Origin of the sequence: Marivita sp., from assembly GCF_051251565.1 — a bacterium.
Classification (GTDB): Bacteria; Pseudomonadota; Alphaproteobacteria; order Rhodobacterales; family Rhodobacteraceae; genus Marivita.
Genome location: NZ_JBPOFB010000010.1, coordinates 1 through 17,546, shown reverse-complemented (window position 1 = coordinate 17,546; position 17,546 = coordinate 1). Strand labels below are relative to the sequence as shown.

Sequence of the window (17,546 nt, the reverse complement as noted above, 5' to 3'; positions counted from 1 at the left end):
GTCTCCCCGCCACGGCGGTTGTTGGGTTATGCTTCAACCCATGATGTTGGGCTGCTCAATTTCGTGTTCGCGGCGACGAGTTTCAACCCGGTGTCGCGCCGAATGGCTTGTTCGATGGCCGCGCGCAATTCGGGCGTGCGCTGACCCAGTTTGACAAGGTCCTTGGACGCGATCCGAAAGACACGGGCAGGGCTGGTCAAGGCAACGGTGGCGGTCGCACGTCCACCATCAAAGCAGGTCAATTCTCCGACAAACATGTCGGATTTGAGTTGGCCCACGTTTTTGCCCCTATGCCTGACCTCGGCCTCGCCCAACAGCAGATAGACCAGCGCGCTCAGCTCTTCGCCTTCGGTGGCGATCACCGTGCCCGGAGGCAGGTTTGACCAACGCCCCGCCAGAAAGAACGTTCGCACCAGCGGCTTTGCAATATCGGGAAGCTTTGAGCGCGCAAAGGCGGCTTCTTCTGGGGTCAATCTGGTTGAATGGTGCAGGATGAAATAGCGTGCGAGGCCAAACACGCTGATCGCGATCCACATGATCTGGATGAGCGCCGATGACAGGTTGAAATTGTTGGTCAGGGACACAAGAACCAGCACCGCAGCAATCAGGTTCATGGTTGTGTAGACATAGCCGTTGCCCCGCAGGAACCCACCCTGAAGCGCGCCATATGCGGTGATGTAGAACACGACGCCTGCCAGGCCGACAGCGTCGAAAAACAGCGCTGGTGTGTTGTCCATGGTGCTGTGCCTTGTTCTGGTGCCTTGACCCGGCTAAATATCACGAAGAACGGTAGCGGGACTTGAGGTAAACAACTTTAGACTGTGGGCTGAGATAATTCCTATAAATCATATCTAAATCAGTCTCTTGGGTTTGACACTTTTTTTATTTTGGTGCGGGACAAGGTGGCCAATCGGACCCGCGTCCGCGTTAGCCTACTCAGGTTGCGCGGAAGACTTATCGTGCGTTCAAACGCAGCCCCACACCGCGCGCTCACGTTGTGAAACGCAAGTTCATGACCGATTTCCCGGTTAACACGATGCACCAAGGCCCCTTGACAGAGGGTTCCGCCAAAAACCAGCCTCAGCCTTCCAAGCGCCCAAACGGCGGTGCGACAAAGGTTCGGTGAGGTGCCCTTAATTTGCTAGACGCCTGCCTCGCTCAGTTTCTGCTGTCTGATTTCGAAGGCACCGGGCGACAGCATGCCGTTGTTCGTGTGCTTGCGCTTGGGGTCGGGTATGTGGCGGCGGCTGCGTCAGTAATCACGGGGCCTGTGCATTGAAAGAACAAATGTGAAGATAAGCGGCTACGCGCACCCGCTGAGAGGCGGCAAAAGAAGGATGTTCGCCCATTTTGTGAGCAGACTTGATCCCTGTGCGCAAAATATGCAGCGCAAAGATGGCGTACCGATGGTCTGCAATTGCAAGTTTCAAACGAAAGATTGCATCTGCGCTGTATGCGAAGCCCGATCCGAATTGTCGTCGTCGAACAGGACCGCGACAGAGCCATATCCATCGTCGATGCTCTCAAGGACGCTTGTGCGTGCGACGTCCTGGTTGTTGGCGATTCCAGCGGACTGGAGCGCAAGATTGCTGGGTACGGCCCAGATATCGTTCTGATTGATATCGACAATCCGACCCGCGACATGCTGGAGGAATTGACCCTTGCGTCAGGGCCGCTGGACCGGCCCGTAGCCATGTTTGTGTCGGGCAATTCCGATGGGTTGGCGGAAGCGGCGATTGTCGCGGGCGTGTCAGCTTATGTGGTTGACGGTCTTGCACCTGAACGCATCAAACCCGTCATGGATACTGCGATTGCCCGCTTTGCCATGGTGCGCCAGATGCGCAATGAACTGGCCGAGACACGCCGCGCGTTGGAAGAGCGCAAGGTTATCGATCGCGCCAAGGGTCTGCTGATGAAGGCGAAAGGCATTGACGAAGACGCCGCCTATGCGCTCTTGCGCAAGACTGCGATGGATCAGGGGCGTCGCGTCGCAGATGTCGCAGAAGCGCTTGTGACGGCGGCGGGGCTGTTGGGATGAAGCGGGTCACAATTCCGGTCGCCTATATGCCACTTGTCGATGCGGCCCCTTTGATTGTTGCACAGGAAATGGGGTTTGCGGATGCCGAAGGCATTGCGCTTGATCTCATTGCCGCGCCGTCCTGGTCCTCGGTCCGCGATATGTTGGCCTTTGGACGGGTCGATGCAGCGCATATGCTATCACCTGTGCCGGTGGCCATGGCCATGGGTCTTGGCGGCGTCGCAACAGCAATGAGCGCGGTGTCGGTATTGTCGGTCAACGGCAACGTGATCGGCGTCGGTAAACCGCTTGAAGAGAAACTGCGTGCCATTGGCTTCGAGTTTGACTTCGTTGACCCGGTGAAGGCCGCCCGCGCGTTGGCCAAGGTTCGGGGTGGACCCATCATCTTTGGCGTTCCGTTCCCGTTTTCGATGCATGTGGAACTTCTGCGGTATTGGAGCGCCGCAACTGATCTTGGGCCCAATGGCATCGTGATCCGCACGGTGCCCCCGCCGCTTATGGCAAGCGCCTTGGCTGTTGGGGATATCGATGCGTTTTGCGTTGGTGAACCTTGGGGCTCTGTTGCAGTTGAACAGGGCTCTGGCGCGCTGCTGTTGCCCGGCACTTCGATCTGGAGCTTTGCGCCCGAAAAGGTGCTGGCCGTACGCACCGAATGGGCCGAGACTGAGCCGGACCTGACGGGGCGGCTGATGCGCGCGCTGTGGCGGGCGGGGCGTTGGCTCGCCGATCCTGATGCCCGATTGGCAGCGGCGACCTTGCTGTCGCGCAAGTCCTACCTCGATGTGCCGCCCGAGCTGATTGATCGCGCGCTTTCGGGTCATCTCTTGGTATCGGACCGCGGCGAGCAGCGAAAAGTCGATGGATTTTTGTTGTTTCACGAGGGGGCCGCGAATTTTCCTTGGCGCAGCCAGGCGAAATGGATCGGTCAGCATCTTGCCCAATACCACGGCATTGGCAGCGCGACTGATATGGATGCCATTTCCAAAGTGTACCGCGCGGAGCTGTACCGGATGCATATGGGGGCAACCGGGTGCGACATGCCCGGAGCATCCGAGAAAGTCGAAGGGGCGATTCTGCATGCAACACCGGTGGCATCGGCTGCTGGCACGTTGACACTTCTGCCAAATCACTTTTTCAACGCACAGGTTTTCGACTTTCCACCGGATTGAAAGCACGTTTTTTGTGCGCCGTGATAAATCGGCACTAAACCTGAATGTCCCGTGAACAATATGTTGGAATGTCTCGCTGCATCGCGGCATGGTCGTCTCGTGCTCACAACGGGGTGAGCAGAACGAATTCCTCCCACCATTGGGAACATGAGCAGGGTCGCTCACTCTCCGCCGGTTTCGTCCGGTGGTTAGTGTCGGCCCTTTTTCTATTTCTGCCCGGTCTTTTTTCTCCTTGTCGGAACGGGCGCTTCGAAAGGAAACACCATGAGAAAGCTTCTCCTGAGCCTTGCCGCAACAACGGCCTTGGCCAGCCCCACGTTCGCTGAATTGCTTGACCTTGAAAAAGACGAACTGACGTTTGGCTTTATCAAGCTGACAGACATGGCGCCGCTCGCGATCGCCTATGAGCAAGGCTATTTCCTTGACGAAGGTTTGTTCGTCACTCTGGAAGCGCAGGCCAATTGGAAGGTGCTTTTGGATGGCGTGATTGGCGGCCAGTTGGACGGTGCGCATATGTTGGCCGGTCAGCCGCTTGCGGCCACAATCGGCTATGGCACCGAGGCGCATATCGTTACGCCCTTTTCCATGGATTTGAATGGCAACGGTATCACCGTGTCGAACGAGGTGTGGGATTTGATGCGCCCGCATATTCCGTCGATGGAAGATGGCCGCCCCCAGCACCCGATTTCCGCCGAAGCGCTGGTGCCCGTGATCGAGCATTTCAACGCCAAGGGCGAACCATTCAACATGGGCATGGTGTTCCCGGTCTCGACGCACAATTATGAACTGCGTTACTGGTTGGCGCGGGCGGCATCACCCCCGGCTTTTACAGCCCGGAAAACATCTCGGGCCAGATTGTGGCGGATGTGTTCCTGTCGGTGACACCGCCGCCTCAGATGCCAGCAACGCTCGAAGCGGGCACGATCCACGGCTACAGCGTGGGCGAGCCGTGGAACCAGCAGGCGGTGTTCAAAGGCATCGGCGTGCCGGTCATCACCGATTACCAGCTCTGGAAGAACAACCCGGAAAAAGTCTTTGGCTTGACCAAGGGCTTCACCGAGGAAAATCCGAACACGACCCTGGCCATCACCAAGGCGTTGATCCGCGCGGCGATGTGGCTCGACGAGAACGACAACGCCAACCGTCCCGAAGCGGTCGAGATCCTAAGCCGGCCTGAATATGTCGGCGCTGATTATGAAGTTATCGCCAACTCGATGACCGGCTTTTTTGAATTCGAGAAAGGCGACAAGCGCGACATCCCCGATTTCAACGTCTTCTTCCGGTATAACGCGACCTATCCATTTTACTCGGACGCCATATGGTACCTCACACAAATGCGCCGCTGGGGTCAGATTGACGAGGCCAAGCCTGACAGCTGGTACGACGAGGTCGCCAAATCGGTCTACAAGCCGGAAATCTACCTAGAGGCAGCCCGCCTTTTGGTCGACGAAGGCCTTGCCAACGAGGCGGACTTCCCCTGGGACAGCGATGGCTACAAAGCACCGACACCGGCGGCCGATATCATCGACGGCATCCCATATGACGGCCGTGCGCCCAATGCCTATCTCGAAAGCCTGCCCATTGGTCTGAAGGGTGAACAGATGATCGTCGGCAACGAGGTCAAGGGCTGACCCACAGCGGTCCGGGCTCCGGTCCGGTGCCGCATTTTCAACACCCCGGGTTTGACCCGGGGGTCTTTCCTTCCGGCCGATGAGGACATCCGAGACATGACAACTGTCGATCCCAATTTCGCTGAAACAGCTGACCGCGAAGCGCGCCGCGCAAGGCTTTTCACACGCATCAATGCGGCTGATAAATGGTTCCAGATTCTGGGCTTGTCCTGGCTGACCCCTGTTCTGCGGGCCGGTGCTGGCGACAACCCGGCAGCGCAGATGAAAGAAATCTGGCGTCTTCTGGCCGTCCCGCTCATTGCTATCATCGCGTTCCTGATGCTCTGGGGGGCGCTGGCACCCAAAGTCCAGACCTCGCTTGGTGCGGTGCCCGGACCTGCACAAGTCTGGACCGAGGCCGTCAACTTGCACGCGGACGCAAAGGCCAAGGCAGAAAGCAAGGCCAAGTTCGACGCGCAGGTCGCACAGCTGAACGATCGCCGTATCGAACAGGGCAAAGACCCGGTTGCCCGCGCCTATACTGGGGCACCGACCTATTACCAGCAAATCTGGACCTCGATCCAGACGGTGTTTTTTGGCTTCCTGATCGCCACAGTTGTCGCTGTTCCTTTGGGCATTGCATCCGGCCTGTCGCCGATTGCCAATGCAGCGCTCAACCCGCTGATCCAGATTTTCAAACCAGTCTCGCCACTGGCATGGCTTCCCATCGTGACGATGATTGTCTCGGCTCTCGCCGCATCCAACGACGGGCTTTTTCCGAAAAGCTTTGTTATTTCGGCAGTGACGGTGACCCTGTGTTCGCTCTGGCCGACCTTGATCAACACGGCCCTTGGCGTGGCCAGCATCGACAAGGACCTGGTTAATGTCTCCAAGGTGCTCAAAATGAACACCTGGACCAAGATAACCAAGCTTGTCTTGCCCTCGGCGCTGCCGTTGATCTTCACCGGATTGCGTCTGTCGCTTGGCGTCGGTTGGATGGTACTGATCGCGGCGGAAATGCTTGCGCAGAACCCGGGCCTTGGGAAATTCGTCTGGGACGAATTCCAGAACGGCTCAAGCTCAAGCCTTGCAAAGATCATGGTCGCGGTACTGACCATCGGCATCATCGGCTTCCTGCTGGACCGGGTGATGTACGCGCTGCAATCGCTCTTTACCTTCACGAACAACCGGTGAGCGTCATGGGAATTCTGTCACTCGAAAACGTCAGCCAGAGCTTTGGCTCGGGCACCCATGCCACCCATGTGCTCAAGGACATCAATCTGGATGTGCACGAAGGGGAGTTTCTTGTTCTTTTGGGCTTCTCCGGGACCGGCAAGACCACGCTGATCAATCTGATGGCGGGGCTGGAGCAGCCAACGAAAGGAAGCGTCACCTTCAAGGGTGCGCCGATCACGGAACCTAGCCCTGAACGCGGCGTGATCTTTCAAAGCTATTCGCTCATTCCGTGGCTGACGGTGAACGGCAATGTTGGGCTGGCGGTGGACACGGTGTTCCCAGACCTTTCGAAGGCTGAAAAGGCTAATAAGGTTGCGCATTATGTGCAGATGGTAGGATTAAGCCACGCCGCCACACGCCGTCCGGCAGAGTTATCGGGTGGGATGCGCCAGCGGGTGAACGTCGCGCGCGCGCTGGCGATGAATCCGGAAATGCTGCTGCTGGACGAACCTCTGAGCGCCTTGGATGCGTTGACCCGCGCCAATCTTGCAGACGAAATCGAGCGCATCTGGGAGGCCGACAAAAAGACCTGCATTCTGATCACCAATGATGTGGATGAGGCGATCATCCTGGCCGACCGGATTATCGCTTTGAACCCGGATGGCACGCTGGGCAAGGAATTCTCGGTCAGCATCCCGCGCCCCCGCGACCGGGTCCGCATGAACACCAACGACATCTTCAAGCGCCTGCGCGCTGATGTGACCAAGTACCTTATGGATGTCGGGATCGAGGCCAAGGTCGAAGGCACACGGCAACTGCCCAATGTGACTCCGATCCACGGTGTGCCAGCGGCGGTCAAAGAGGCCCAGCTGGGTCTGATCGAAAGCCGGTTTCTGGACTTCTCGCAGTTGCACAAGGTTTATCCGACACCCAAGGGACCACTGACGGTGGTGGAGGATTTCGATCTGAAGATCGACAAGGGCGAGTTTATTTCGCTGATCGGCCATTCCGGTTGCGGCAAATCCACGGTGCTGACCATGGCCGCAGGTCTTAACCCGATCTCGCAAGGAGCGATCAAGCTTGATGGCCGTCACGTCGAAGGGGCAGACCCGGAACGCGCTGTCGTGTTCCAGTCGCCAAACCTGTTTCCCTGGCTGTCCGCCCGCGAGAACTGCGCCATTGGGGTCGACAAAGTGTACCCGAAAGCGTCTCAGGCCGAGCGGCAGGACGTGGTGGAATACTACCTCGAACGTGTAGGTCTGGCTGATGACATGGACAAGCCAGCCAGCGATATGTCGAACGGCATGCAGCAACGGGTGGGGATCGCACGCGCTTTTGCCCTGTCACCAAAGCTGCTGCTCTTGGATGAACCCTTTGGCATGCTGGACAGCCTCACCCGCTGGGAATTGCAAGAAGTGCTGATGGAGGTCTGGAGCAGGACCAAGGTGACAGCGATTTGCGTGACCCATGACGTGGACGAAGCGATCTTGCTGGCCGACCGGGTGGTCATGATGACCAATGGTCCGCAGGCCACCATCGGCCGGATCACACATGTCGATCTGCCCCGACCACGCACCCGCAAGGCCCTGCTCGAACATCCTGACTATTACACCTACCGCCAGGAGGTGTTGGATTTTCTCGAAGAATACGAACACGGCGCAAAACCAAAGACAAAACGCACGGCCCCCAAGGCCGTTGCGGCGGAGTAGGATCATGACCAGACAAAAGCTAATCGTGGTGGGCGCAGGCATGGCGACAGGCCGGATGCTGGAGCATCTGACCGATGCCGCACCGGATACCTTTGAGATCACGCTGTTCAATGCCGAACCGCGGGGAAATTACAACCGGATCATGCTCAGCCCGGTGCTTGCCGGCGACAAGACCTATGAAGAAATCATCACGCATGATGATGCGTGGTATGCCGCACGCGGTATCACCTGTCGCTTTGGTGAGGCGGTGAGGGGGATTGACCGGGCTGCCAAGACAGTGACTGCGGCAAATGGCGACGTGCTGAGCTATGACAAACTGGTGTTTGGCACCGGGTCAAACCCGTTCATGATCCCGCTGCCGGGGCATGATTTGCAGGGCGTCATCGCCTACCGCGATCTTGAGGACACCGAGGCCATGATGGCCATGGGGTCCGGTAACAAGGTGGTTGTGATCGGTGGCGGCTTGTTGGGGTTGGAGGCCGCCGCTGGAATGGCCGCGCGCGGCGTCGATGTCACGGTGGTGCATATCATGGGGCACCTGATGGAACGGCAGCTCGACGAAGCGGCGGGCTACCTGTTGAAATCTTCACTCGAAGTCAAAGGCATCACCGTCAGGCTACAGGCCAATTCAAAGGCTATCCTTGGTGAGAATGGCAAGGTGCGCGCCCTGTTGCTGGACGATGGCACGGAACTCGCCTGTGATCTTTTGGTCATGGCTGTGGGCATCCGTCCCAACGTGGTCCTCGCGCAAAACGCAGGGCTTGCGGTGGGCAAGGGCATCCATGTCGATGACCAGATGATCACCTCGGACGAAGATGTTCTCGCTGTTGGCGAATGTGTAGAGCATGGCGGCGCCCTTTTTGGGCTGGTTGCACCGCTTTATGATCAGGCCAAGGTTGCCGCCCGGACGCTGTTGGGCGAGACGGCAGTTTTCAAGCAGAAGACACTGTCCACGAAACTCAAGGTCACAGGCTGCGATCTGTTTTCCGCCGGAGATTTCGCTGACGGGGAGGGGCGCGAAGACATCGTTTTCCGTGACCCTGCGCGCGGCGTCTACAAGCGCCTGGTGATTGAGGGCACCCGGCTTGTCGGATCTGTCATGTATGGCGACACCGCAGACAGCACATGGTTCTTTGGCCTGATCCAGTCGGGCGAAGACATCTCGGAGATGCGCGAGACGCTGATCTTTGGTCCGGCCTATCAAGGGGGGGCCTCTGTGGACCCTCTCTCAGCCGTTGCAGCATTGCCGCGTGACGCGGAGATTTGCGGCTGCAACGGCATTTGCAAAGGCACCATCGTAGAGGCCATCGAAGGCGGTGCAACTGATCTGGGCGCAGTCCGCGCCACAACCAAAGCCAGCGCCTCGTGCGGGACTTGCACCGGACTGGTGGAACAGCTTTTGCTGGTCACGCTTGGGGATGACTTTCAAATGCCCGCCTCGCAGCCCATCTGTGGCTGCTGTGATCTGACGCATGAGGACGTGCGGCGTCTTATCAAATCCCAAGAACTGAAATCGCAAGAAGCGGTCTGGCAAGAGCTTGGCTGGAAGACCCGCAACGGGTGTCATGTGTGCCGCCCGGCGGTGAACTTCTATCTTTTGGCAGATTGGCCGCTCGAATATCGGGACGATCCGCAAAGCCGGTTCGTGAACGAACGCAAGCACGCCAATATCCAAAAAGATGGTACGTTTTCCGTCGTGCCGCGGATGTGGGGTGGAATCACCAACGCTGCTGAGTTGCGCGCAATTGCCGATGTGGCAGACAAATACAATGTGCCCACTGTCAAGGTAACAGGCGGGCAGCGGATCGACCTGCTGGGCGTCAAGGGCGAAGACCTCCCGTTTGTGTGGGCCGATCTGAACAGGGCCGGTCTGGTATCCGGCCACGCTTATTCAAAGGGTCTGCGGACGGTCAAAACCTGTGTCGGCACCGATCATTGCCGCTTTGGCACGCAAGACAGCACCGGGCTGGGTATCAAGCTGGAGCAGACCCTCTGGGGATCGTGGACGCCCCACAAGGTCAAGCTGGCAGTCTCGGGCTGCCCGCGCAATTGCGCAGAGGCGACCTGCAAGGACGTGGGCATCATCTGCGTCGACAGCGGCTATCAGGTCGGGGTGGCTGGCGCGGCTGGTATGGATCTCAAGGAAACCGAACGTCTGTGTGACGTGCCGACAGAAGCCGAAGCCATAGATGTTACGGTCGCGTTTGTTCAGCTGTATCGTGAGAACGCCAAATATCTGGACCGTCCATATAAATGGGTAGCCAAGGTTGGGCTCGACTGGGTCAAGGGGCGCGTCGTTGACGATCTGGACGAACGCGCGCGCCTCATCGCAGCCTTTGAGCTGTCGCAGACGATCTATCGCAAGGACCCTTGGGCCGAACACGCCAAAGAAACCGCGGCCTATCAACCGCTTGCGGACCTGACATTGGAGGCCGCGGAATGAGCTGGATCGATATTGGGGCCGTCAGCGATATCCCGCTGCGCGGGGCGCGCAAGATCAAAACAGCGCTGGGCTGCGTTGCGGTTTTTCGCACCGGGACCGACGAAGTCTTTGCCGCCACCGACAGCTGCCCGCATAAGGGTGGGCCGCTGTCCGAAGGGATCGTTCATGGCCAATCGGTGACCTGTCCGTTGCACAACTGGGTCTTTGATCTCAACACTGGTCAGGCCAAAGGCGAAGACGGTGCGATCAGCACTTTCCCCGCCCAGGTCCGCGATGGCCGGGTTTGGATCGACGGCGCCAGCCTTGCTGCGCGGAGCGCCGCGTGATGGACGGCAGCAGTTTGCCAGAAACCCGGTCGACCTGCCCCTATTGCGGGGTGGGATGCGGCGTGCTTTTGCGTCCTGACGGGCACGGTGGGTTGGATGTGCGCGGCGATCCCGCGCACCCTGCAAACTATGGGCGGCTTTGCTCCAAAGGGTCGGCTCTGGGCGAGACGGTGGGCTTGGATCACCGGCTGCTGGCCCCTCGCGTGTCCGGGGTAGACGTGGATTGGGACAGCGCGCTGCAATTGGTCGCCGACACGTTCGCGCAGACCATCGCTGAACATGGGCCGAACAGCACGGCGTTTTACGTCTCCGGGCAGCTTCTGACCGAAGATTACTACATCGCCAACAAGCTGATGAAAGGCTTCATCGGCTCGGCCAATATCGACACAAATTCGCGGCTGTGCATGGCGTCGTCGGTTGCCGGACACAAACGTGCCTTTGGCAGCGATACGGTTCCCGGAACCTACGCGGACCTGGACGAGGCGGACCTTGTGGTCCTGGTGGGATCAAACCTCGCTTGGTGCCACCCGGTGCTGTACCAGCGCCTTATTGCGGCCCGCAAACAGCGCGGCACCAAAATCGTCGTGATCGATCCACGCCGCACGGCAAGCTGTGACAAAGCCGATTTGCACCTCGCGCTCCAGCCCGGGTCCGATGTGGCGCTGTTCAACCGTTTGTTCACCACGCTTTACGAAGGTGGCGCGCTGGACAAGGCGTTCCTCGCACATACAACCGGCTTTGATGCCGCGCTACATGCCGCGCAGAACGACTCGACAGCGCCCATTGGACTGCCCGAAGCAGACATCGCTGCCTTTTGCGATCTGTGGATGCGCACTGAAAAGGTGGTCACCGTCTTTTCTCAGGGGGTCAATCAATCGACCTCCGGCTCGGACAAGGTGAACGCCATTCTCAATTGCCATCTGGCCACAGGTCGCATCGGCAAACCCGGTTGCGGCCCGCTATCCGTAACTGGTCAGCCAAATGCCATGGGCGGACGCGAAGTTGGTGGGCTGGCCAATATGCTGGCCTGTCACCTGGATCTAGAAAATGCTGATCATCGGTCCGTGGTGCGCGGTTTCTGGGGGTCAGGACCGTTGCCCGAGGCACCGGGCCTGAAGGCCGTTGACTTGTTCCGGGCGGTGGGCGCGGGACAGATCAAGGCTCTTTGGATCATTCACACCAACCCGGCGGTGTCGATGCCCGAAGCGGATGCCGTGCGTGATGCTATTGCCGCATGTCCCTTTACGGTGGTCAGCGACATCACCGACCAAACCGATACGGCGCGGCTGGCCGATGTGCTGTTGCCTGCAACCGCGTGGGCCGAAAAAGACGGCACCGTCACGAATTCGGATCGCACCATCAGCCGCCAGCGCCGCGTTTTGCCTGCGCCGGGGCAGGCGCGACCTGATTGGGACATTCTGGCCGAGGTGGGCCGCCGAATGGGTTTTGAAAAGGCCTTTGATTTCGCCAACGAAGCCGAGATCTTCCGCCAATACGCTGCCTTATCGGGGCTTGCCGGTCAAATGGGGCGCGATTTTGATATCTCGGGGCTTTCGGCATTGACGGATGCTGACTATGACGATCTTGCGCCAACGCGTTGGCCCGTGACCCCGGCGCGCAGCGGAGGGCGTTTCTTTGCCGATGGACAGTTCTTTACGCCCGATGGCAAAGCGCGGTTGTTGCCACTGTCATGGCGGCCCCCTGCCTCCAAGACAGAGCCACGCTATCCCTTTCGCCTGAACACGGGACGGCTGCGGGATCAGTGGCACACCATGACACGCACCGCCCTCAGCCCGCGCCTGTCTGCACATCTGGCTGAACCGTTCGTGGACATCCATCCGCAAGATGCAGACAGGTTGGGCATTGCACCTTCGGATCTGGTCCGCCTGAATAGCCCCCATGGCTGTGCGATCTTGCGCGCCCGGATAACCGATGCGGTCCAGAGCGGTCAGATCTTTGCACCGATGCACTGGACCGGTGAAACCGCACCGTCTGCACGCATTGATGCGCTGGTCAAAGCCGCCTGCGACCCGGTGTCGGGTCAGCCGGAAAGCAAGGCGAGTGTGGTCGCGCTCACTCGGTTTGACGCTGCGTGGTATGGCTTTGCCGTGGCGCGCGACCCGATGGCGCTGGCCAGCGATTACTGGGCCGTGGCGCGCACGTCTACGGGGTTCCGGGCCGAATTGGCAGGCCTCACAGCGATCCACGATTGGGAGGTCGAAGCCCGCCGCATGTTTGCAGCGCCCGACGCCACTCTGGTCAGCATGATTGACACCAAGGGGGGCAACGCGCGGATTGTTTTGCACCACGCGGGCATACTTATCGGGGCGCTTTTTGTGGCAGCGACGCCGGTTGCGGTCATGCGCGACTATCTTGCAACCCTTCCGGGAACCACCGGCGCGGGCGCGATCTCGGGGCGGACGCCCTCGGATGTGACTGATCCGGGGCCTGTGCTCTGCGCGTGTTTCGAAATCGGCGTCAACACCATCGTGACCGCTATTGAAACACAAGGTCTGATGTCGGTTGACCAGATTGGTGCAGTTCTGAACGCAGGGACGAATTGCGGCTCGTGCCGCCCGGAACTGTCGGACCTGTTGGCCCGCGTATGTGTGCCTGAGGCGGCCGAATGAGTTTGTCCTCGCATGTCCAGATACTGGGTCGGGGGCCGGGCCGGTCGCGTTCTTTGACCCAAGACGAGGCATCAGACGCAATGCGTCTGATGTTGCGCGGCGATGCGGCTCCAGAGGCGGTAGGGGCCTTGTTGATGTTGCTGCGCATGAAGGGCGAAACCGCCGAAGAAATCGCTGGCTTCGCCCATGCCGCGCAGGGGGCGCTGCCGGATTTGCCAAAGGCCGATCTTGACTGGCCAAGTTACGCAGCGGGCCGCACCCGCGGGGCGCCGTGGTTCCTCTGTGCCGCCAAGCAGGTGGCACACGCGGGTCATCGCGTCCTGTTGCATGGCTGGAACGGGACAGACCCAAAAGTACGCGCAGGTCTGGGGGACGCCGGTATCCGCATCGCAACCAATCCTGATCAGGCCGCAGTTTTGTTGGACCGGGACAGGATTGCCTATTTGCCGCTGGAAGCGTTTCATCCGGCATTGTTTCGTTTGTTGACGTTGCGCGATGTTTTGGGGCTGCGATCCTGCATCAACACGGTGTGCAGGATGCTCAACCCCGCCGGGGCAAACACCAGTGTGCAAGGCGTGTTTCATCCCTCTTACCGGTTGTTGCAGGCGGATGCAGCAGCGCTGTTAGGCTGGAAGGCTCTGACCGTGATCAAGGGTGGCGGTGGCGAGTTTGAGCGTCACCCCGCCAAAGCCATCGTGGCCTTTGGCCTGCGGGGCAGTTGTTCTTGGGAAAACAGCTTTCCGGCGCTGTTGCCCGACATACGGCGCCTGTCAGAACCTATGGGCGACACACCCTGCCCAAGATGGGCCGCACAGACCCCGGACGCCTTTGAATGCGCGGTGATTGCGGGCACGGCAGCCGCCGCTTTTGACAGCTTGGGTGCGGGTTCTGCGCCTGAGCACGCCCCGCAAACCGCTGCCTGAGAAAGGGACACTCCATGAAAGCCATATCGATGCGCTTCCCCCGCACAGTCTGCCCCGCATTCGACGGCGCGGCACCGTCAGGATATTCGCTGCGGGAGGACACCCCGTCAGACCTGTCTGACAGGATCACCCCTGTCATGCGCGATCGTGAACCGACCGGCGCGGACACCGGTCTCGTAGGCGCGGTCCAAGTTCTGATCCGAACCCTCGCAACCTGGCTAACAGAGGTGCTGCCGATGGCGCCCGGTGCGATTGTTGCGCGCGCAGGCGGTGCGGGCCCAAGCGCCCCGCGCCGTTTGCACCGCGCAATCACACCAGCGATTCCTGCAAGCAGTCCACTGCCAAGATCCAAAAAGGGAAAAATTGTCTTGGTGGGAGCAGGCCCCGGCGCACGTGACCTGTTGACCCTGCGTGCCGTGGAGCGATTGCAAGCGGCAGACGTGGTTTTCTATGACAGGCTCGTCGATCCCGACGTCTTGGACCTGGCGCACCGCGAGGCAGAGCGCGTCTATGTGGGCAAGGAGGTTGGCGCACATGCCTGGCCGCAGCACAAGATCACACAGGCTATCGTGGCAGAGGCATTGAAGGGCAGATCGGTTGTCCGCTTGAAATCAGGCGACCCCGGCATTTTTGGCCGTGCCAGCGAAGAGCTGACCGCCGCCCAAGAGGCCGGCATTCCAGTCGAACTCGTTCCTGGTGTGACCTCTGCATCCGCCGCGGGCGCGGCACTTGGTCAAAGCCTGACCGAACGTGGTGTCGCCGATACATTTGTCATCGCAACCGGATCAGGATGCGCAGACAACCCCGAACCGGAGTGCACGCGTTTGACCGGCCCCGGAACAACGACGGCATTCTACATGTCTGCGCGCCATGCCGGCCGCATCTCAAAACAGCTTATGGACAAAGGCCTGCCGGCCCAAAGCCCTGTTGATGTGTGTGTGGACGTGTCCAAGTCGACCGAACATCTTGTCCGCACAACCATCGCCGATTTGCCAATGGCAATGCAGAAAAACCGGATCACCAATTGCGCCATTATCTTGGTGACATGGCCGCATTGCATTGAGCAATGCGCCTATTCACTTCAGGCAGTTGGCGAAGTCATGGCCATGTGATGCGACCCGCCATGCATGCCAGCAGCGAAAATAACAGCGCGGCCCCGAAGCAAAAGCAAAAAGATCACGCTGATCTGACTTGCATTTTTGGGGTTAAGGCTGGAAGACATCTGTATGCCAACCAAGAACAACACCTTCAGGACTGGATCGCTTTTGCGACCTATTGGGCTTTTGGTCCTAATCCTGGTGTTTGTTTTCCAACTGATGGCGCCTGCTGCAAATGCAGCGATTTTTTCGTTGGGTGGTCATGCACACCACAAAGATATGTCACACATGGCAAGTGATTGTCCGGTGCACTTTGCCAAGTCTGCGGACATCACCAGAAACTGCTTCTGGGTCTGACGCGATGCCAGAAAATTGCGCACACTGCGTGCTTTCATTGTGCTGCGCGCATCTTACCCTTCAGTTCACTGCGCTTGTGGGTGTCGGTGCGCTTTTGCCGATTGGGCAACTTTTGGACCTCGGCAAACTCACGCCCTCTGGCGTTGGCTCTACGCAAGAACGTCCCCCAAAACACGTCTGATTGATTTCCAAACTGTGGTCGCAATTTGCGACTGCGTGACAGCAATTGATTGGAAACGGTTCCGACTTCGGAACTGGGGTCGAGGCAACAATGCGTGGACGATATTCGGCCCTGAGCATTCTGGCGCTTGCCGCCGGGGTCGCTGGCGGCATCTATTTGGAAAGACTGTATCTAAACCCATCTGACATGGCCGGATCGACAGGGCCGGAAATCCTGTATTGGGTTGCTCCGATGGATGCCAATTTCCGGCAACCGGGTCCGGGTAAATCCCCCATGGGAATGGATTTGGTACCGGTCTATGCAGGGGACGAACCATCGGGTGATCCAGCCGAAGTGACGCTGTCAGCAGCCGAAATCAATGCCATCGGTGTGCGCACCGCAGTGGCGCAGATGTCCGAGATCTCACACCGGATCGAGACGGTGGGTTTTGTCGGTTATGACGAGCACCTGACCAGCCACGTCCATACCCGTGTTGATCGCTGGATCGAGGCGTTGAATGTCCGCGCTGTTGGTGACCTGGTACGCAAGGGGGACGTCCTGTTCGAAATGTTCTCGCCGATCATTGGCGCGTCAACAAGTGACCTGCTACGCGCTATCGAAGCAGGGGACCGCCGCATCGTTGACGCCGCGCGCAGCAAGCTGCGCAGCCACGGCATGTCGGACGATCAAATCGCCCGGATCGAGGCCGAAGGTGTGCTTGCGCGCAACATTGAGGTTTTGGCCCAACAGACAGCTTGGACCAGACGCAACTGGCGTGGGCTGGATCTATCAGTATGCGCTCATCGACCGCACCGGCGGCCATGATCTGGCCGAATTGCGCACGCTTCAGGACTGGTTCCTGAAGTATGAGTTGCAGACCGTCGATGGTGTGTCCGAGGTCGCCACCATCGGTGGCATGGTCAAACAATACCAAGTCGTCGTCGATCCCAACAAGTTGCGCGCTTATGGTGTAACGCTTGCCCAGATCCGCAACGCCATTCAGGGCGCGAACCGCGAGACAGGCGGTAGCGTGATCGAGACGGGCGAGGCTGAATTCATGGTCCGCTCCACGGGCTACGTCGATGAACTGGCGGACCTGGCCAAAGCACCGCTGATGGTCAACGACCGAGGGGCCGCGATCACCTTGGCCGATGTGGCCGACATCCGCCTTGGCCCCGAGATGCGACGGGGTGTGGGCGAGTTCAACGGCGAGGGTGACGCCGTCGGCGGCGTGGTGATCCTGCTATCGCTTCCGCTTGGCATCTTCGCGGCCTTCATCATCATGAAGCTGCAAGGCGTGAACGCCAATATCATGTCGCTGAGCGGCATCGCCATTGCCATCGGGGCAATGGCGGACGCCGCGATCGTCATGATCGAAGCGATGCACCGGCGGATCGAAAAGGAGAAACTGACCAACGAAAACCGTTGGCGCATCGTCAGTGAATGCGCCTCAGAGGTCGGGCCCGCACTATTCTACTCGCTGGCGATCATCACGGTCAGCTTTCTGCTGGTGTTCGTTCTCGAAAGTCAGGAGGGGCGGCTCTTCAAGCCGCTTGCCTTTACCAAGACCTACGCAATGGCAGCAGCGGCTATCCTTTCGATCACATTGGTTCCCGTGCTGATTGGGTACTTCATTCGGGGCCGTATCATTCCCGAAAGAAAGAACCCTTTGAACCGGCTGGTGATCTGGATCTACCGCCCGTTTCTGGATGCCGCCGTGGCGTGGCCATGGGCCACAACGCTGCTGGCTGGGCTGTTGGTCGCCTCGATGATGTGGCCGCTTCAGCGCATCGGAACCGAATTCATGCCCGAACTCAACGAGGGCGATTTTCTCTATATGCCATCGCTCTATCCCGGTGTGTCTATTGGCAAGGCGCGCGAGGTCTTGCAACAGACCGACCGCCTGAT

Annotated in this window: 12 protein-coding genes and 1 pseudogene; 12 read left to right on the top strand and 1 reads right to left on the bottom strand. The window is 59.2% G+C overall.

Annotation, left to right across the window (positions count from 1 at the left end; all coding sequences use genetic code 11):
• Positions 1 to 26: 26 nt before the first annotated feature.
• Positions 27 to 737: a cyclic nucleotide-binding domain-containing protein gene (locus ACSHXH_RS13365; RefSeq protein WP_435672305.1), complete on the bottom strand. Its 711-nt coding sequence runs from the start codon at positions 735 to 737 to the stop codon at positions 27 to 29.
• Between the two features lie 716 nt (positions 738 to 1,453).
• Between ACSHXH_RS13365 and ACSHXH_RS13360 the strand changes: the two genes are divergently transcribed.
• From ACSHXH_RS13360 to ACSHXH_RS13305, 12 genes and pseudogenes are all read left to right on the top strand, one after another.
• The gene (locus tag ACSHXH_RS13360) at positions 1,454 to 2,038 is read left to right on the top strand and encodes an ANTAR domain-containing response regulator (RefSeq protein WP_435672304.1); all 585 of its coding nucleotides are present in this window, start codon (positions 1,454 to 1,456) and stop codon (positions 2,036 to 2,038) included.
• Positions 2,035 to 3,207: a CmpA/NrtA family ABC transporter substrate-binding protein gene (locus tag ACSHXH_RS13355; RefSeq protein ID WP_435672303.1), complete on the top strand. Its 1,173-nt coding sequence runs from the start codon at positions 2,035 to 2,037 to the stop codon at positions 3,205 to 3,207. The genes ACSHXH_RS13360 and ACSHXH_RS13355 overlap by 4 nt, the downstream gene beginning before the upstream one ends.
• Positions 3,208 to 3,471: 264 nt before the next feature.
• Positions 3,472 to 4,838 (top strand): annotated as a pseudogene (locus ACSHXH_RS13350) (CmpA/NrtA family ABC transporter substrate-binding protein).
• A gap of 96 nt (positions 4,839 to 4,934) precedes the next feature.
• Entirely contained in the window at positions 4,935 to 6,011 is a 1,077-nt protein-coding gene (locus ACSHXH_RS13345) for an ABC transporter permease (protein ID WP_435672302.1), read from the top strand.
• A 5-nt stretch (positions 6,012 to 6,016) separates the two neighbouring features.
• Complete coding sequence (locus ACSHXH_RS13340; RefSeq protein ID WP_435672301.1) at positions 6,017 to 7,702, top strand: ABC transporter ATP-binding protein; 1,686 nt, start codon at positions 6,017 to 6,019, stop codon at positions 7,700 to 7,702.
• A 4-nt stretch (positions 7,703 to 7,706) separates the two neighbouring features.
• Entirely contained in the window at positions 7,707 to 10,145 is a 2,439-nt protein-coding gene (gene nirB, locus ACSHXH_RS13335) for a nitrite reductase large subunit NirB (RefSeq protein ID WP_435672300.1), read from the top strand.
• On the top strand, positions 10,142 to 10,471 hold the full coding sequence (gene nirD, locus ACSHXH_RS13330; RefSeq protein ID WP_435672299.1) for a nitrite reductase small subunit NirD: 330 nt from the start codon (positions 10,142 to 10,144) through the stop codon (positions 10,469 to 10,471). Before nirB ends, nirD begins: the two co-directional genes overlap by 4 nt.
• On the top strand, positions 10,471 to 13,101 hold the full coding sequence (locus ACSHXH_RS13325) for a molybdopterin-dependent oxidoreductase (RefSeq protein ID WP_435672298.1): 2,631 nt from the start codon (positions 10,471 to 10,473) through the stop codon (positions 13,099 to 13,101). Before nirD ends, ACSHXH_RS13325 begins: the two co-directional genes overlap by 1 nt.
• Positions 13,098 to 14,024, top strand: a complete 927-nt coding sequence (locus ACSHXH_RS13320; RefSeq protein ID WP_435672297.1) for a glycosyl transferase family protein — start codon at positions 13,098 to 13,100, stop codon at positions 14,022 to 14,024. Before ACSHXH_RS13325 ends, ACSHXH_RS13320 begins: the two co-directional genes overlap by 4 nt.
• 14 nt (positions 14,025 to 14,038) lie before the next feature.
• Positions 14,039 to 15,136: a uroporphyrinogen-III C-methyltransferase gene (gene cobA / locus ACSHXH_RS13315; RefSeq protein ID WP_435672296.1), complete on the top strand. Its 1,098-nt coding sequence runs from the start codon at positions 14,039 to 14,041 to the stop codon at positions 15,134 to 15,136.
• A 613-nt stretch (positions 15,137 to 15,749) separates the two neighbouring features.
• Complete coding sequence (locus ACSHXH_RS13310) at positions 15,750 to 16,463, top strand: efflux RND transporter periplasmic adaptor subunit (protein ID WP_435672295.1); 714 nt, start codon at positions 15,750 to 15,752, stop codon at positions 16,461 to 16,463.
• On the top strand, positions 16,414 to 17,546 hold a 1,133-nt coding region (locus ACSHXH_RS13305), incomplete at its 3' end, for an efflux RND transporter permease subunit (RefSeq protein WP_435672294.1). The genes ACSHXH_RS13310 and ACSHXH_RS13305, both read left to right, overlap by 50 nt.